At 69.4% G+C, this 15,543-nt stretch carries 17 protein-coding genes; 3 read left to right on the top strand and 14 right to left on the bottom strand.

The features are described 5' to 3' along the window. Window positions 1–50: 50 nt before the first annotated feature. The 14 genes from BJ964_RS07555 to BJ964_RS07490 all read right to left on the bottom strand — a co-directional run bounded on the left by BJ964_RS07555 (window position 51) and on the right by BJ964_RS07490 (window position 12,427). Window positions 51–1,790, bottom strand: coding sequence for a flagellar hook-length control protein FliK (locus tag BJ964_RS07555; RefSeq protein ID WP_188120010.1), 1,740 nt, complete (start codon window positions 1,788–1,790; stop codon window positions 51–53). A 37-nt stretch (window positions 1,791–1,827) separates the two neighbouring features. Continuing rightward, window positions 1,828–2,799 carry a transglycosylase SLT domain-containing protein gene (locus BJ964_RS07550; RefSeq protein ID WP_188126838.1) on the bottom strand — a complete coding sequence of 324 codons (972 nt, stop codon included), beginning with the start codon at window positions 2,797–2,799 and terminating at the stop codon, window positions 1,828–1,830. 2 nt (window positions 2,800–2,801) lie between these two features. Further along, a complete protein-coding gene (locus tag BJ964_RS07545; protein WP_188120009.1) occupies window positions 2,802–3,260 on the bottom strand; it encodes a flagellar export protein FliJ in 459 nt (152 codons plus the stop codon). A 153-nt stretch (window positions 3,261–3,413) separates the two neighbouring features. After that, the gene (locus BJ964_RS07540; protein WP_188120008.1) at window positions 3,414–4,721 is read right to left on the bottom strand and encodes a FliI/YscN family ATPase; all 1,308 of its coding nucleotides are present in this window, start codon (window positions 4,719–4,721) and stop codon (window positions 3,414–3,416) included. Between the two features lie 11 nt (window positions 4,722–4,732). Further along, entirely contained in the window at window positions 4,733–5,401 is a 669-nt protein-coding gene (locus tag BJ964_RS07535) for a FliH/SctL family protein (RefSeq protein ID WP_223149501.1), read from the bottom strand. After that, complete coding sequence (gene fliG, locus BJ964_RS07530) at window positions 5,385–6,380, bottom strand: flagellar motor switch protein FliG (protein ID WP_229807088.1); 996 nt, start codon at window positions 6,378–6,380, stop codon at window positions 5,385–5,387. Before fliG ends, BJ964_RS07535 begins: the two co-directional genes overlap by 17 nt. A 52-nt stretch (window positions 6,381–6,432) precedes the next feature. Further along, window positions 6,433–8,040, bottom strand: a complete 1,608-nt coding sequence (fliF, locus tag BJ964_RS07525) for a flagellar basal-body MS-ring/collar protein FliF (RefSeq protein ID WP_188120006.1) — start codon at window positions 8,038–8,040, stop codon at window positions 6,433–6,435. A 1-nt stretch (window position 8,041) separates the two neighbouring features. After that, window positions 8,042–8,404, bottom strand: coding sequence for a flagellar hook-basal body complex protein FliE (gene fliE / locus BJ964_RS49050; RefSeq protein WP_188120005.1), 363 nt, complete (start codon window positions 8,402–8,404; stop codon window positions 8,042–8,044). Between the two features lie 5 nt (window positions 8,405–8,409). After that, window positions 8,410–8,802 carry a flagellar basal body rod protein FlgC gene (locus BJ964_RS07515; RefSeq protein ID WP_188120004.1) on the bottom strand — a complete coding sequence of 131 codons (393 nt, stop codon included), beginning with the start codon at window positions 8,800–8,802 and terminating at the stop codon, window positions 8,410–8,412. Between the two features lie 2 nt (window positions 8,803–8,804). Continuing rightward, a complete protein-coding gene (gene flgB, locus BJ964_RS07510; protein WP_188120003.1) occupies window positions 8,805–9,152 on the bottom strand; it encodes a flagellar basal body rod protein FlgB in 348 nt (115 codons plus the stop codon). 182 nt (window positions 9,153–9,334) lie between these two features. Beyond that, window positions 9,335–9,670 (bottom strand): hypothetical protein, encoded by a 336-nt coding sequence (locus BJ964_RS07505; protein ID WP_229807089.1) that lies wholly within the window; start codon window positions 9,668–9,670, stop codon window positions 9,335–9,337. Further along, a complete protein-coding gene (gene fliS / locus BJ964_RS07500) occupies window positions 9,667–10,041 on the bottom strand; it encodes a flagellar export chaperone FliS (RefSeq protein ID WP_188120002.1) in 375 nt (124 codons plus the stop codon). The genes BJ964_RS07505 and fliS overlap by 4 nt, the downstream gene beginning before the upstream one ends. Before the next feature lie 51 nt (window positions 10,042–10,092). Next, window positions 10,093–11,478 carry a flagellar filament capping protein FliD gene (gene fliD, locus BJ964_RS07495; protein ID WP_188120001.1) on the bottom strand — a complete coding sequence of 462 codons (1,386 nt, stop codon included), beginning with the start codon at window positions 11,476–11,478 and terminating at the stop codon, window positions 10,093–10,095. Between the two features lie 127 nt (window positions 11,479–11,605). Continuing rightward, window positions 11,606–12,427, bottom strand: a complete 822-nt coding sequence (locus BJ964_RS07490; RefSeq protein WP_188120000.1) for a flagellin N-terminal helical domain-containing protein — start codon at window positions 12,425–12,427, stop codon at window positions 11,606–11,608. A 245-nt stretch (window positions 12,428–12,672) separates the two neighbouring features. Between BJ964_RS07490 and BJ964_RS07485 the strand changes: the two genes are divergently transcribed. Genes BJ964_RS07485 through BJ964_RS07475 form a run of 3 tightly spaced genes read left to right on the top strand, consistent with a single transcriptional unit; the run spans window position 12,673 to window position 15,510 of the window. Next, the gene (locus BJ964_RS07485) at window positions 12,673–13,158 is read left to right on the top strand and encodes a flagellar protein FlgN (protein WP_188119999.1); all 486 of its coding nucleotides are present in this window, start codon (window positions 12,673–12,675) and stop codon (window positions 13,156–13,158) included. Next, window positions 13,158–14,594, top strand: a complete 1,437-nt coding sequence (gene flgK, locus BJ964_RS07480; RefSeq protein ID WP_188119998.1) for a flagellar hook-associated protein FlgK — start codon at window positions 13,158–13,160, stop codon at window positions 14,592–14,594. Before BJ964_RS07485 ends, flgK begins: the two co-directional genes overlap by 1 nt. Before the next feature lie 13 nt (window positions 14,595–14,607). After that, the gene (locus tag BJ964_RS07475) at window positions 14,608–15,510 is read left to right on the top strand and encodes a flagellin N-terminal helical domain-containing protein (protein ID WP_188119997.1); all 903 of its coding nucleotides are present in this window, start codon (window positions 14,608–14,610) and stop codon (window positions 15,508–15,510) included. The last annotated feature ends 33 nt before the right edge of the window (window positions 15,511–15,543 follow it).

Raw genomic sequence — 15,543 nt, 5'->3', positions numbered from 1 at the left:
AACAAACCGGAGCCGGCCCGCGAATCCGCGGGCCGGCTCCGGTCACGTCGCTAGGCGTGGGTGTCCAGCCGTCCACTGCCCAGGTCGGCCCGGCGGGTGGTGGCCGGGACCGGTTGTTCGGCGCCGGTGTCCGGGCCGCCCCGCGATCCGCCGTCGGCGCGCCGGCCGAACATCTCGCCGAACTGCTGCCGGGCCTGCTGCTCGGCGTTGCCCTGCCGCAGGTCGAGCGAGCAGTTGGTGAAGCCGGCGTCGTTCAGCTGGCGGCGCAGGTCGTCAAGGGACTGCCGTAGCGCCTCGTTGCCGGCCTCGGTCCGGCCGGCCAGCTGCACGCTGATGTCGCCGTTGCGGATCTCCGCCACCACCTGGACCGGGCCCAGGTCGGCCGGGTGCAGGTGCACGGTCAGCCGGTGCACGCCGTCCGCGTCCAGCCGCAGCGGGATGATCCGGGTGGCGAGCTGTGCCGCGTAGGGAGACGGAGTGGCCGGCGCCGGTGCCGGTGCCTGCGGGGCCGGGGCCGGGGCGGTCTGCGCGGTGGCCTGCGGGCCGGTCATCCCCGGCAGCCCGGCGACGCCCGGATGCGGCGGAGCACCGGCCTCGGCCGGTCCGGCGGCCGGGGGAAGAACCGTGGAGAACGCGGTCGCGGACTCCGCGGCGGCACGTCCGGTGGTGGGCGCGCCGGCCCCGCCGCCCGTTCCGGGCTGCTGGTCACCCTGTCCGGCGGAACCCTGCTCGGGCGCGGTGTCACCGGTGGGCGCCGTCGGGGCGGGGGCGTCCGCGGTGGTGCCGAGGTCGGTGCCGGCGGATTCCGTACCGGGCGCGGTCGCCTGGATGGCGGCCTCGCCGGCGCGTAGGCTCTCCGGCCGCGGTGGGGCGGGCGCCTGGGCGCCCACGGCCGTCCCGGTGAGGCTCTTCGCCGGATCGGCGGCCTGATCGACGGCCTGACCGGCGGCCTGCCCGATGGCCTGACCGGCGGCCTGACCGGCGGTCGGCTGGCCCGGAGCGACGACCTGGTCGGCGCCGGCGGTGGTTTCGGGCACGGGCGGGCCGGCTTGACCCACCGGAACCGATCCGGTCGTCAGCGCCGACACCTGGTCCGTGCCGGCCGAGGTCAGGTCGGCCTGCGGCGGCACGGTGGTCATGGCCTGGACCGCGACCGGCACCGGAACGACGGCCGTCGCCGCCACGGAACCGGTCTCACCGGCATCCGGCTTCTCCTCGGCGCGGGTCTGGTCCGGGTCCGGGGACGCCGTGGCGGCCTGCTCGGTCACCTGCTCGGCGGTGTCCCGGTCATCGGCGGTGCGGTTCGGCGAGGTCCGTTCCGACGTGGTGCGGCCGGGCGATCCCCGGTCCGCGACCGGCCGTCGATCGGTGGCCCGGTCCGTCGCTCGCGTGACGGCGTTCCGCTGAGCGGCCTCCCGGCTGTCGGCTGTGCGGGCCCGCTGAGCGGCTTCCCGGGTGTCGGCGGCCCGCTCGGCTGCTCGCGTGACGGCGGCCCGCTGAGCGGCTTCCCGGCTGTCGGTCATGCGGGCGGCGGCCGCCCGGGTGGCGGCGGCGGCCCGTTCGGTGGCCGCCCGCGACATCGCGGCGCGGGACATGAGGGCCTGGTAGTCGGTCGAGCCGGAACCGGCCCGACTGCCGGCACGATTTTGGTCGTCGGTCGATCGGTCCAGTTCGTTCGAGAGCGCCGACCCGAAGTCCGGTCCGCTGTCACTGCGGGACCCGGTCGGCTGGCGTCCGCTCTCGGTAGCGAGCCGGCGGTCGGGGCCGGTCACTGAAGTCGGCATGGTCATCGGGTCTCCCTGTCTCTCGATAACTGCTCGGATCGACTCAGGCGCCGAGCGCGGCCAGTGCCTTCTGTACCTTCGGGACGTATGCCTGGGTCTCCGCGTACGGAGGGATGCCGTTGTGCTTGTGCACCGCTCCGCCACCCGCGTTGTACGCGGCCAGGGCCAGCGGTACCGACTTGAACTCGCGCAGGTGCTGGGACAACAGCTTGGCGGCCCCGTTCACCGCCTGGGCGGGGTCGAAGGCGTCGTGCACCCCGAGGCCACGGGCGGTGGACGGCATCAGCTGCATCAGACCCTGGGCGCCGGCTTTGCTGACCGCTCTGGAGTCGTACCCGGATTCCACCTTGGCAACCGCGGCCAGCAGCTTCGGCGAGACGTCATACTTCGCGCCGGCCTTCAGGAACAGGTCGGCGTACGGCACTCCGCCGAGCCCGTCGCCGGTCCGCAGCCCGGCCGGGCGCAGCGACGACATGTCCTGCACCGCGGCGGTGGGGACGGTGTCGAGGACCCGGCGGATGGCGCTGGGCGTCTCGTACACAGTCTGGATCTTGACGTGGTCGCCGGGCTTCGGCGCCGCGATCATCCGGTTGTCGCCCAGGTAGATCGCCACATGGTCGACCGGCGAGTTGAACGCCAGGATGTCGCCCGGCTTCGCCTCGGACAGGCTCGCCACCGGGCGCCCGGCGCGGGCCTGCTGCCACGAGTTGCGCGGCAGTTCGACACCGAGATCCTGGTAGGCCCGCTGGACCAGGGCGGAGCAGTCCAGGCCCTTGTCCGGGTCGGTGCCGCCGAAGACGTACGGCGTACCCAGATACTTCTTGGCCGCCGCGACGATGTCGTCACCGCTCGGTCCGCCGGTGACGGCCGTCCCGCCGAGGGTGCCGGTGGCGCTGGCCAGCGCCGATGCGAACTTCGTGCTGGAGGCGCTGCCGGCGGTGGCCTGGGCCGGGTTCATGCCCAGCTGATTCTGCAGTTCCGCGACACGGGAGAGGATCCCGCTGACACCCAGCATCGTCACGCTCCGCTCCGGTTCGGGTCGTTGACGTCTCCGGCGGCGTTGCGCGCCTTGGCGGTCACCGCGAGCTCGTCCAGGACGGCCTGATCGGTCCGCAGGTCGTGGGCCCTGAGCATGGCCGCGTGGCGGTCGCCCATCATCTCCACCGCTCGGTGCCGCTTGGCGGCGTCCGCGAGAGCGGCGAGTCTCTCCTGCTCGATCTCCTCGGCGGCGGTCACCATCCGCTGTGCGTCGAAGAGGCCGGCGGCGAGGGACTGCCGGGCGACCAGTGACGCCACCATGGCACGCGCGGTGCCCTCGGACGGCGCGTCCGCACCGACGAGTTCGAGCTTGCGGCGCCGGACCATGGCCTCGGCATCCCGGACATCGGCCCGGGACTGGATCACGGCGCCGCGAGCGGCGTCCTCCTGGGCCTTGCGGGCACGGAGCACCGGCGCCAGCCGGAACAGACGATTCAACGTTGGCCTCCAAGCGGGACGGGTGGGCCTTCACATGCCGCTTCGGTCAGACAGCCGCTCCGCTGAGGTCCTGCACCCGCTTCGCTCCCGACCTGCCCCACCCGCTCACCTCAACCCGGGACCCGCCCCGATGTCCGGATCTGTGGACCGGCCTCAGGTGGTGGCGATCAGGGCGCGCAGTTCGGCCCAGCCGGACTCGGCGGTGGTGCGGTCGTCGAGGCCCTGGCGGAGGAACGCGCTGATCTGCGGCCAGGCCGCGTTGGCCCGGTCCGCGTCCGGATTGGTGCCGGGTACGTAGGCGCCGATCTCGACGAGTTCGCGGACGTCCCGGTGCGCGGCCATCAGCCGGCGCAGCTCGGTGGCGTCGGACCGCTGCTGCGGTGTCGTGATCTTGTTGGCGACCCGGGAGATCGAGTCCAGCGCCTGGATCGCCGGGAAGTGCCCGGCGGTGGCGAGCTTACGGTCCAGCACGATGTGCCCGTCCAGGATCGAGCGGGCGGCGTCGGCGATCGGCTCGTTGTGGTCGTCGCCCTCGACCAGCACCGTGTAGAGGCCGGTGATGCTGCCCCGGGCGCCCGGCCCGGCCCGTTCCAGCAGGGAGGCGAGCATCGCGAAGACGGACGGCGGATATCCGCGGGTGGCCGGCGGCTCGCCGACCGAGAGGCCGACCTCACGCTGCGCCATCGCCGCACGGGTCACGCTGTCCATCATCAGCAGCACGTCGGCGCCGTCGTCCCGGTAGTACTCGGCGATCCGGGTGGCCACCGCGCCGGCCCGGAGCCGGACCAGCGGCGGGGTGTCCGAGGTTGCGATCACCAGCACCGAACGGGCCAGCCCTTCCGGGCCGAGGTCGTATTCGATGAACTCGCGTACCTCGCGGCCACGCTCGCCGACCAGGGCGACCACGTTCAGCTCCGCCGAGGTGCCGCGCGTGATCATGCTCATCAGGGTGGACTTGCCGACCCCGGAGCCGGCGAAGATGCCGATGCGCTGGCCCCGGCCGCACGGTACGAGGGTGTCCAGGACGCGTACCCCGAGGGACATCGGCGCGTCGACGAGCTGCCGTTCCATGGCCGAGGGCGGCGCCGAGTCGATCGGCACCAGGTGCCCGCGCAGCGGCGGACCACCGTCCATCGGCCGGCCCAGCCCGTCCAGGATCCGGCCGCGCAGATCGGGCCCGACCGCGACGCGCAGCGGCCCGCCGGTGCTCACCGCCGGGGTGCCGGCGCCGATCCCGGCGATCGGGCCGAGCGGCATGCAGGAGAGCCGCTCTCCGTCCAGCGCCGCCACCTCGGCCAGCACGATGTCCTTGCCGACGCCGAGCCGCAGCAGGTCACCGACGTTCGCCTCGAGCCCGCTGACCGTGATGCGCAACCCGACCGCTCCGGTGACCCGCCCACTGACCAGGGGGCGGGCCGCCTCGACGGCACTGTGCAACCGGTGCTGGAACAGATCGGTCATCGCCGGATCCTCTACATCCGCAGGGCCTCCCGGGCACGGTCCATCGCGGTGGCGACGGTCGCGTCGACGGTCGCGGTACCCGTCTCGGCGACGGCGTCACCGGGTCGGAGCCCGGGATCGGGGCGCAGCACGATCCGTCGCCCCTGATAGTCGAAATCGCCCCCGGAGCCCTCGCCGGTCAGGCTCTGGAGGTCGTCCGGGTGCAGGCTGACGACCACGTCGGCGTGTTGCGGGGCGGCGGTCATGACCCGGCGCAGGGCGTCCGCCCCGCGTTCCGGGTCCTCCCGCAGCACCCGGCCGATGATGCCCTCGGCCAGTTCCCAGGCGCTCGCCATGATCATCTCTTGCACGTCGGTGTAGGTCGGCCTGAGCTGGTCCTCCATGTCGGTGACGGCACGGCCGAGGGCGTTCACCGCCTGGGCCAGGGCCATGGCGCGGCGGTGCTCGTGCTCCTCCTCGGCGACCACGGCGCGAGCCGCGGCGGCCTCGTTGGCCACCGCGGCGTCGCGTTTGCCCGCCGCCCATCCTTCGGCGTAGCCGGTGGTCCGGGCCTGCTGCTTGGCCTTCTCGACGGCTTCGTTGTCGACGGGGGTGTCGGGCCGTAGGTCGACGGCGAACCGCGCGGCGGCGGCGTTCTCGGCCATCGCCCCGCGGATCACCCGGTCAGGCGATGAGCTCATCGGCCTCGCCGCCACGCTGGATCTCGATCTGGCCGGAGTCCTCCAGCGAGCGGATGACACCGACGATCTTGGCCTGGGACTCCTCGACCATCTTGACCTTGACCGGGCCCAGCAGGTCCATCTCCTCCAGCAGGTTCTCCCGGCCCCGTTCGGACAGGTTGCCGGTGACCTTGTCCCGCACGCTCACCGGCACACCCTTGAGGGCGGTGGCCAGGTCGGCCGGCTCCACCTGCCGCAGGATCAGCTGCACCGCGCGGTCGTCCAGGTTCACGATGTCCTCGAACATGAACATCCGCCGGCGGATCTCCTCGGCCAGCTCCGGGCTGCGCGTCTCGAGGGCCTCCAGGATGAGCCGCTCGGTGGTGCGGTCGGCGCGGTTGATGATGTCGACCAGCGGTTGCAGACCACCGACCGTGGAGAGCTCGTCCGGTTGCAGCACGCTGGAGAGCTTGCGCTGCAGGGCGCTCTCCACCTGCCGGATGATGTCCGGCGAGGTCCGGTCCATGATCGCGATACGGTGCGCGACCTCGGTCTGCACCTCCAACGGCAGGTTGGCCAGGATCGACGAGGCCAGCGCCGACGGGATGTGCGCCAGCACCAGGGCGATCGTCTGCGGGTGTTCGTACTGAACATAGGACAGCAGCTGCCGTGGGTCCGCGTTGCTGAGGAAGTTGAACGGGATGTCGTCCATCGACGCCTCGAGCCGGTCCAGGATCAGCGCCGCCCGCTCCGAACCGAGCGACGCCTCCAGAAGCTCCCGGGCGTAATCCATGCCGCCCGCCCCGGCGTACCGGGTGGTCGCCATGACGTAGAACTCGTCCATCACGTCGTCGACCTGCGCGGGTTGGAGCTTGCCCAGCCGAGCCACCTCGGCGGACACCATCTCGACCTCTTTCTCGGTCAGGTTCGCCATCACCTGGGAGGCGTGTTCCTTACCGAACTGGACGAGCATGATCGCGGCCTTACGGGCGCCCGTCATGGACATCGTGGATAGCTGCGGTGTAGTCAACGGGTACTCCTGCCGTTCAGTGCTAGACCGGGTCAGAGGAGATCCAGCTGCGGATCAGCGCCGCCGTCTCGTCGGGCTTCTCCCGGACCAGTTCCTCGATCTCCCGGCGACGTTCCTCCCGGGCCTCGTCGATCTGCTCAGTCGTGTCCGGCAGCTCCAGCGGCTGCGGCGTTTCGATGGCCAGCTCCGCCGCCCGTTGAGCCTCCAGCGCGGCCTGCATGTCCTCGAGAAGACGGCGCTCCTCGTCGGTCAGCTGCTGCTGGCGCTTCTTGGCACGCCGGTGGGCCCGCCAGGCCAGGAAGATCAGGGCCAGCACCACGAACAGCAGGACCGCCGTCTGGATCAGCTTGGTCCGCTTGTCGGACTCCTCCTCCGCGGCCACTGCCGCGAGCTCTTCCTGGGCCGCCTTCGCCTGGGTGTCGTCGAACGGCATGGCGGCCACCGCGATGGTGTCGCCCCGGGTCGGGTCGACGCCGGCCGCCGCGCTGAGCACCTGCTGGATCTCTTCCTTGTTGACCGCACCGGCGGCCGCGCTGTTCAGCAGAACCGACACGTTGAGCCGCTCGATGCTGCCCGGAGCGTTCCGGCGCACCTCCTCCACCTCGTTGAAGCGGCGGGTACGGGTCTCGTCCTTCTGCTGGTACTGGCCGGTGCCGCCGGCGCCGTTGGGCACCTGGATGTTGTCCGGGCCGAGCACGCCACCCGTACCGGTGCCGGTCCCGGCGTAGGTCTCGCTCTTGATGTTCTCCTGCTCGGCGGGCATCGACGGGTCGGTGCTGTAGTTCTTGCTGCGCGTCTCGGTCTGGTCGAAGTCCAGGACCGGGCTGGTGGTGACCACCGCGTTGCCGGGGCCGACCAGGTTGTCGAGCATCCGCTGCAGGGACGAGTTCATCCGGTTCTGGAAGGCGACCGTCTGCTGCTCGGTGCCGCTGTCGGCGCCGCCGGCGCCGACCGTGTTGCCGCCGCCTGTGGAGAGCATCTGCCCGTCCGAGCCGGCGACCGTGACCTGGGTGGGGTCGAGTCCCTCGACGCTCGACGCGACCAGGTGCACGATCGACTGCACCTGCTGCTGGTCGAGCTTCGTGTTCGGCTTCGAGGCGACCAGCACCGACGCCGTCGGCTTCTTCTCGTCGTCGGAGAAGATGTCCTCCTTCGGCATCACCAGGTGAACCGTCGCGGCCTCGACACCGTCGATGGATTTGATCGTGCTGGCCAGCTCACCCTCGAGCGCCCGCTGGTAGTTGGCGTGCTGCATGAAGTCGCTGGTGGTGATGCCCTGCTGGTCCAGCAGCGAGTAACCGGTGCCCTCGTCGCCGGGCAGGCCCTCGCTGGAGAGCTGGAGCCGCAGCTCGTTCACCTGGTCCTGCGGCACCATGACGGTCTGGCCGTCGTTCGTCAGCTCGTAGGAGGTGCCGGACTTCTCCAGCGATTCGACGATCGCGGCGGCGTCCTTGGTCGAGAGGTTGTTGAAGAGCGTCTGGTACGAAGGCTTGGCCGCCCAGGTGGCGAAGAAGTAGCCACCGACGATGAGAGCCAGAACCGCGAAGATGGTGACTGCCTTCTGTCCCGGTGTGAAGGACTTGAAGGTGTCCGTAACGCGGCGAACGGGAGCGGGAAGGCGGTCGGTCATGTCAGGCCTGCATCCTCATGATCTCTTGGAAGGCCTCGACGGCCTTGTTACGGACGGCCATGGTCAGCTGCAGCCCGAGGGACGCCTCGGTGGCCGCCATCGTGTACTGCGCCGGGTCCTGCAACCTGCCGTCGGCGACCTGTACGGCCAGGTCGCTCGCCTTGGTCTGGGCGGCTTGCACGTTCTCCAGACCCTTGGCGACCATGCTGGCGAAGTCGCTGTTCGGGCCGACCGCGGAGGGCGTGGACCCGGTCTCCGAGGCGCCGCCGAGGCCGCCGAGCTTGAAGCCGCCGGTGACGCCGCTGAGACCGCTGAGGCCGGAGACGGAGGAGAAGCCGCCGATGGGGCTGATCGGTGAGGTCACGGCAATCACTTCCCGAGGTTGATCGCGGCGGTGTACGTTTCGCGTGCCCGGTCGACGACCGCAAGGTTTGCCTGGTAGGAGCGCTGGGCCATCATCATCTGGGCCATCTGGTCGCCCATGTTGATGTCGGGCCGGCGGACGTAGCCCTCGGCGTCGGCGAGCGGGTTGTCCGGTTCGTGGACCAGGATCCCCTCCGCGCTGCCGAAGTGGGCGCCGGCGACTTCGACCCCGTTCCCGTCCTGCGCGGCACGGGCCGCGACGTACCGGGCCTGGAAGGCGTTCTCGCTGGTCCGGGTCGTGGTGTTGGCGTTGGCGAGGTTGTCGGCCACGGCGTCCAGCCACTTCCGGTAGACCGTGACACCAGTGCTGGCGATCCCGATGGCGTTGAAGGTACTCATCGTCAGGCCCCCTTGATGGCTTCACGCAGCAGGCTGTACTTGCCGTCCAGCGCCCGGATGGCGAGGTTGTAACGCATCGTGGTGTCGATGTGCGACAACGTCTCCTCGTCGAGGTTGACGTTGTTCCCGTTCAGCCGGGTGGGCTCCAGCGACCTCAGCACGCTCGGGGTCACCTCGGCCGGTGACCGGCCCTGGGTGACGGCGCTTTGCAGCGCCTCCTCGAATTTGACCTTACGGGCCTGGTACCCGGGGGTCTCGATGTTGGCGATGTTGTTGGCGATGGCCTGCTGGCGTGCGGCCAGTCCGGTCACCGCGACCCGCAGTGCGGACGACGAGCGGTCGTCGAACAAGGTGGCTCCCTCCGTCGATCCGGTTCTGTCGCCGATCCTTGGCTTCTCGTTCGAGCGATCCGTCGCTCGTACCCTGCACTTCGGCGCACTCGCCGATCCGCTGAGTCCCAACCGGTTGCCAGCCGGTTGCACACGAAAAGGTCCCGGACCCCGTGCGGGGTCCGGGACCTTTTCGGTCGTGATCACATGGCGCAGTCGAGGTAGACCGGGCGCTTGACCGCCTCCCCGGTCTCGATCCGGGCGGTCATCGCCGCCTGCTGCCGGTTCGCGGTGATCCGCCGGGCGATCTCCGCGGCCACCGCCAGCTGCCGGGTGAGGATCCCGTCCGCCCGCGGCTTGAGTTCGAGCGGCAGCGCACCCAGCTCGGTCGGCGGACGCCACAGGTTCGCCGGCGGCGTCTCGAGGAGGCGCCGCTCGTCGGCGAGCAGCGTCTCGACCGTCAGCACGTCCAGTTCGAGCTCGTCCAGCGCCGCACTCCAGGCCCCCCGCCAATCGGCGGACGGCATCACCGTCGTCACGCCGGGGCCAGAGCGGCCTCGCGCCACGCGTCACGCAGCGGTTCCACCAGCTTCCGGCAACCGGCCACCCGGTCGGCGTCCTGCTTGACGTTCGCGCTGATCAGCTCGGTGAGCAGGAAGGTGTAGAGGTTCGCCAGACCCGGCGCGCCGTCCCACGCGTCCACCTTCAGGCTGGCGTGCAGCTCCAGGACGATCTCCTGCGCGTGGCCGATCCGGTTGTTCGCCGACTCCCGGTCACCGCCGCGGAGGGCCTCCTCGCCGTGCATCAGGTCCAGCACGAGCCGGTCGTAGAGCATCATCAGCAGCTTCGCCGGCGAAGCCGTGTTGATCGAGTCCTGAAGATAGCGGTCGCGGTGGTTGGTCACGGTCATCAGTCAGTCCCTCGGTCGGTTGTGGGCGGGAGTCGGTGTCGCGGACGGGTGCTACATCAGGCCGGCCAACTGCCCGGACAGCCAGGTCGACTGGTTCTGGAGCTTGCCGAGTGCGACTTCCAGGCCTGAGTACTGCTTCTGCAGCGCCTCACGCTTGTTCACCAGCCGGACGTCCCAGCTGCTGATCTGGTCGTTCAGCGAGGCGATCTCGTTCTTGCGGCCGGTGACGGCATTCGTGATCACCGTGGTCTGCTTGTCGGCGAGAGCCTCCACCTGGCCGGCGAACGCGCTGCCGACCTGCTGCATCTTCTGCGGGTCCTTGTTGTATTCGGCGGTGAACTTGGCCGCGTCGAAGGTCAGCTGGCCGTCCCGGTTCAGCCCGACGCCGAACTGGCTGAGGCTGCCGAAGTCGACCGTCTCGGTGGTCTGGTCGGGCAGGGTCCGGTCGTAGGTCAGCCCCCGGCTCACCGTGCCCAGGATGGCCTGGCTCATCTCCCGGACGGCGGAGTCGCCGGTCAGCGCCGAGCCCTTCTTCGTCCCCAGGTTGTACGCGGTCTGCGTCTTGACCTCGGTGAGCGCCGCGTTCATGGCGTCCACCATCGCCTGCATCTTCGCGGTGACGGCGGCGGCGTCCGAGGTGGCCGTGACGGTGACGCCGGCCTCCTTCTTGGTGGCCGTGATCGCCACGCCCGGCATCAGCCCGCTGAACGTGTTCGTGTCGCTGGTGACCGTGTATTCCGCCGTGGTACCCGGGTTCACCCGGAGGAGGGCGCTCTGGGAGGGCGTGTCCTCGGCGGTGAGACCACCCGCGCTGAGATCCACCTGGAACCCGTTGCCCGCGCCGGTCTTGGTGCCGGCGAACTGGAGCACGCCGTCGGTGCCGTTGGTGTTGACCACGGTCGCGCGGACATTGAGCCCGGCCGCGTTGACGGCGGCGGCGATGTTGGCGGCCGTGGGCTCCTGATCGTCGGGAATCGTGATCGTGGTGGCGGCGCCGGCGGCGGTGAACGAGTCGTTCGTCCCGTCCGCGTCGCTGTCCGACCACGATCCGGTCGTGATCGTGAACGAGCGGGGATAGGTGGTAGCGGTGGTGTCGATGTTCTTGACGACGCTGACCTGTGCCCGGGCCACCTGATCCACGTCGAAGGTGATGCTGCCGGTCATGCCGGTCATGCCACCGGTGGACGCGGCGGTGACGCTCGCCGAGGTGGACTCGGTCTTGAGCGACCGCCAGGTGGTGAGCGACTGCATCGCGTCCGCGGCCGTCTTGATGGCCTTCAGCTTGGTGTTGACCGACTGGTAGGCGTTCTGCGCGCTCTGCGCGGTCTGCGCCTTCGCTTTGAGCTTGTCCTGCGGGGCGGCCTCGACCTGCATCAACTGCGAGATCATCGAGGAGGTGCTGAGACCACTGACGAGACCGTCGATGGAGCTGACCACGGGAACCTACCTTCAGGGGCCTAGCCGGGTGTGAATGCGGATGGGGGTGGCCGTTGCCGGTCCACCCCCATCTTCGGTATCGCGCCTTGCTTATTCAGTTCTTGTCGGTTGCCGTCCGGTTAGAACGTCAGCGGAGCAGCGACAGCACGCCCTGCGAGGACTGGTTGGCCTGCGAGAGCATGGCCGTGCCGGCCTGGGTCAGGATCTGGCTACGGGTGAAGGAGACCATCTCCGTGGCCATGTCGGCGTCACGGATCCGGGACTCCGACGCCGACAGGTTCTCGACGGTCGTGTTGAGGTTGTTGATGGTGTGCTCGAAGCGGTTCTGGGACGCACCGAGGTTGGCACGCTGGGTGGTGATCGTCGTGAGGGCGGTGTCCAGCGCGTCGATGGCGGCCGTCGAGTTGGCCGCGGTGTCCAGCTGGAGGGCGTCGATGCCCAGGGTGGCCGAGTCCATCGCGCCGATCGTCACGTTGAGCACGTCATCCGTGCTCGTGTTCGCGCCGACCTGGAAGTCGCCGTTGAACGTCCCGTCGAGCAGCTTCGTCGTGCCGAACGTCGTGGTCTGGCTGATTCGGGTGATCTCGCTGGCGAGCTCGGTGACCTCGGCCTGCGACGCCGCCTTGGCAGCGGGGTCCATGGCCGCGCTGTTCGACTGGACCGCCAGGTCACGCATACGCTGAACCATGCTGGTGACCTCGCTCAGGGCACCCTCAGCGGTCTGTACGACGCTGATCGCGTCCTGGGCGTTGCGGGTGGCGACCTTGAGGCCACCGACCTGCGAGCGCAGACCCTCGGAGATCGAGAGGCCGGCCGCGTCGTCCGCCGCGCGGTTGATGCGGAAACCGCTGGACAGCTTCTCCAGCTGCTTCGACATCTGACCGTCGGAGACGGAGAGGTTGCGGTAGGCGTTCTGCGCCGCGATGTTCTGGTTGATGCGAAGACCCATGAGTAATTCCTCCTTGAGTGGGGTCTTGAACCGGCCCGTCCGTGAGCCGTGGTGTTGTGCCCTACCCATCGGCGGTGCGGTGGGAGGCCATGAGGATTATCTGAAAATTCTTCCGGCTTATCGGGCGAAACGGAGAAGTGCCGATCAGCGGCGAAACTGCTCAGTGTTACGGCGGATGTGCCGATCTGCCCGGATGAGCGGTCCACCCGAAGGGTGGCCCGACCACCGACACGACGGAGGACCACGTGAGCCTGACCGATCTGGCCAGTGTCCTGTGGCGCTCACGTGAGCTGCTGGAGATGCTCCTCTTCAAGCTGGAGGAGGAGCAGTTGCTGCTCGCCGCCAACCGTTCGCGCTGGCTCAGCCACGCCACCCGCGAGGTGGAGCTGGTGCTCGATCAGATCCGGCAGACCGAGGTCATCCGGGCGACGTACGCCCAGGCGGTGGCAACCGAGCTGGGTCTGGACCCGGAGGCCTCGCTCGGCGAGCTCGCGGACGCCGCCCCGGACCCCTGGTCCGACCTCCTGCACCAGCACCGCAAGGCGTTCCTGCTGCTGACCTCGGAGATCCAGACGCTGGCCGACGTCAACCGTGACCTGCTCACAGCCGGGCAGCGGGCGGCCCGCGAAACCATGCTCGCGTTCGCCGAGACAGTGGAAACGTATGGACCACAGGGACAGACAGTCTCCGGCGGCGTGCGCCGCCCCACCCTGGTAGATGAGGCGATCTGATGGGCAGCACCTTCGGCGGTATCAACACCGCGCTCACGTCGCTCTACGCGCAGCGCCGCGGCCTGGACGTGACCGGCCAGAACATCGCGAACGCGAATACCGAGGGATACAGCCGGCAGCGGGTGACGATGCGCTCGCTGAACACCAACACGGTGCCCGGCATGTACTCCATGTCGAATGAGGCCGGCGCCGGTGTCGTGGTCTCGTCGGTCGATCGGCTGCGCAGCGCGGGGCTGGACCAGCGCAGCTACATCGAACACGGGACCTCGGCCTATCACACCGAGCGGGCCGGATCGTACGGACTGATCGAGGAGGTCTTCGCCGAGCCGAGCGACACCGCACTCCAGGCTCGCCTCCAGGACCTGTGGGACGGCTGGAACGCCGTCGCCATGAACCCCGGCCAGGCCGCGCCCAAGGCGGCACTGCTCGAACAGGCCACGACCGCGGCGGCGTCGCTCAACGACGCGGCCGCCTCGCTGAACAACCAGTACACGACCAACCGGACCGGGCTGGACATCCGTACCGCTGAGGTGAACAAGACCGCCGCGGAGATCGCGAAGCTGAACAAGGAGATCGTGGTGGCCACCGCGGCCGGCCTCCAGCCGAACGAACTGGCCGACCAGCGTGGGCAGCTGATGCTGAAACTGTCCGACATGATCGGTGCGACGGCGCAGACCCTGCCGAACGGCTCGATGAACGTCTACGTCGGTAACGCCGCTCTGGTCAGCGAGTTCACCTCCCAGGCGATCGAGGTCGCGCCCGGTAGCGCGACGCGGCTCGAGGATCTCGCCACCACCGGGGTCAACCTGCGATGGGTGGACACCGGACTTCCGGTGAACGCCGGCGGGACCATGGGCGCCCAGATGGAGCTGCTCAGCAAGGGCGGCACGCTGGACGAGATCTCCGGGCGGCTGGACAAGGTGGCCGCCGCCCTGGCGAAGACCGTCAACGACCTGCACAGCACCGGGTACAGCATCGACGGCACGACCGGGATGAACCTCTTCATCGCGGGCGGTGGTGTCCCGGCCGGCACCCCGATCACCGCGGCCAACATCGCGGTCGGCATCACCGACACGAGGCAGCTGGCGGTCTCCGCGGGGGATCCCACCGGGACGCCACCGGTGCTCGACGGATCGATCGCGGACAGCCTCTCCGATCTGGGCGCCTCCAAGAGCGGAGCCGACGCCGAATACCAGTCGCTGATCGGCGACCTCGGTGTGGTCGCCCAGTCGTCGATGCGGCGGCGGGACATTCAGGTCTCGGTGACCGAGCAGGTGGACGCGGCACGTGACGCGGAGTCCGGGGTCAACCTCGATGAGGAGATGACCAACCTGCTGACCTACCAGCGCGGATACGAGGCGGCCTCACGCGTCCTCACCACGATCGACTCGATGCTTGACCAATTGATCAACCGTACCGGCCTCGTCGGTAGGTAAGGGGAGCCCTTTCATGAGCATGAGCCCGCGTGTCACCGAGAACAGCGTTCGTACCCGGGTGATGGGAAACCTCCAGCGCAGCCTGGGCCGGACCCACACGGCCATGGAGCAGATCTCCAGCGGCAAGCAGCTGCACCGGCCCTCGGATTCCCCGACCGGGGCGGTCACCGCCCTCCAACTGCGCGGCGAGGTACGTGCGAACCAGAAGTACTCGCTCAACGCGGACGACGCCTTCGGTCGCCTCGGCATGCTCCAGGACAGTCTGCAATCGATGACCGGCCTGATGTCCAGGGTCCGCGAGCTCGCTCTGGAAGGGTCCAGCACGGGCGGCACCTCAGCCGAGGCGAACGCGGCCCGGGCCGCCGAGATCGACCAGATCAAGGGCACGCTGCTCCAGCAGGCGAACAGCAAGTATCTGGACCGGCCGGTCTTCGGCGGCGCCACCGTGGGCGCCGAGGCCTATGACACGTCCGGTGCCTACGTCGGCGAGTCGACGGTTCAGACGCTGCGGGCGATCGGCCCGAACGCCAAGGTCCGGGTGGATCTGGGGGGTCCCGAGGTCTTCGGGGCCGAGGGTTCCCCGGCCCAGCTCTTCACTGTCCTGGACGACCTCTCGACGGCGCTCCGAGCGAATGACCACACCGCTATCACCGCCGGCCTGAAGAATCTCGATCAAGCGTCTGACCTCCTGAAATCCACCCTTTCGGAGGTAGGTGCTCGATACAATCGGGTTACCCAGATGAAGCAGTCCGCCGAGGATCGCTTGATGTCCGTGTCGTCGCAGCTTTCCGATATCGAGGACATCGACCTGCCGAAGGCGATCATGGATTTGCAGCTTCAGCAGAACTCCTATCAGGCCGCTTTGGCCGCCACGGCCAAGGTGGTCCAGCCCTCGCTCATCGATTTCCTGAGGTGACCATGACTACCCGTACCGCATCCCGTCCGATTG

The sequence above is a fragment of the Actinoplanes lobatus genome, assembly GCF_014205215.1.
GTDB lineage: Bacteria > Actinomycetota > Actinomycetes > Mycobacteriales > Micromonosporaceae > Actinoplanes > Actinoplanes lobatus.
Note: the sequence above shows the minus strand (reverse complement) of the source record. Positions and strands in the feature narration are given on the sequence as shown.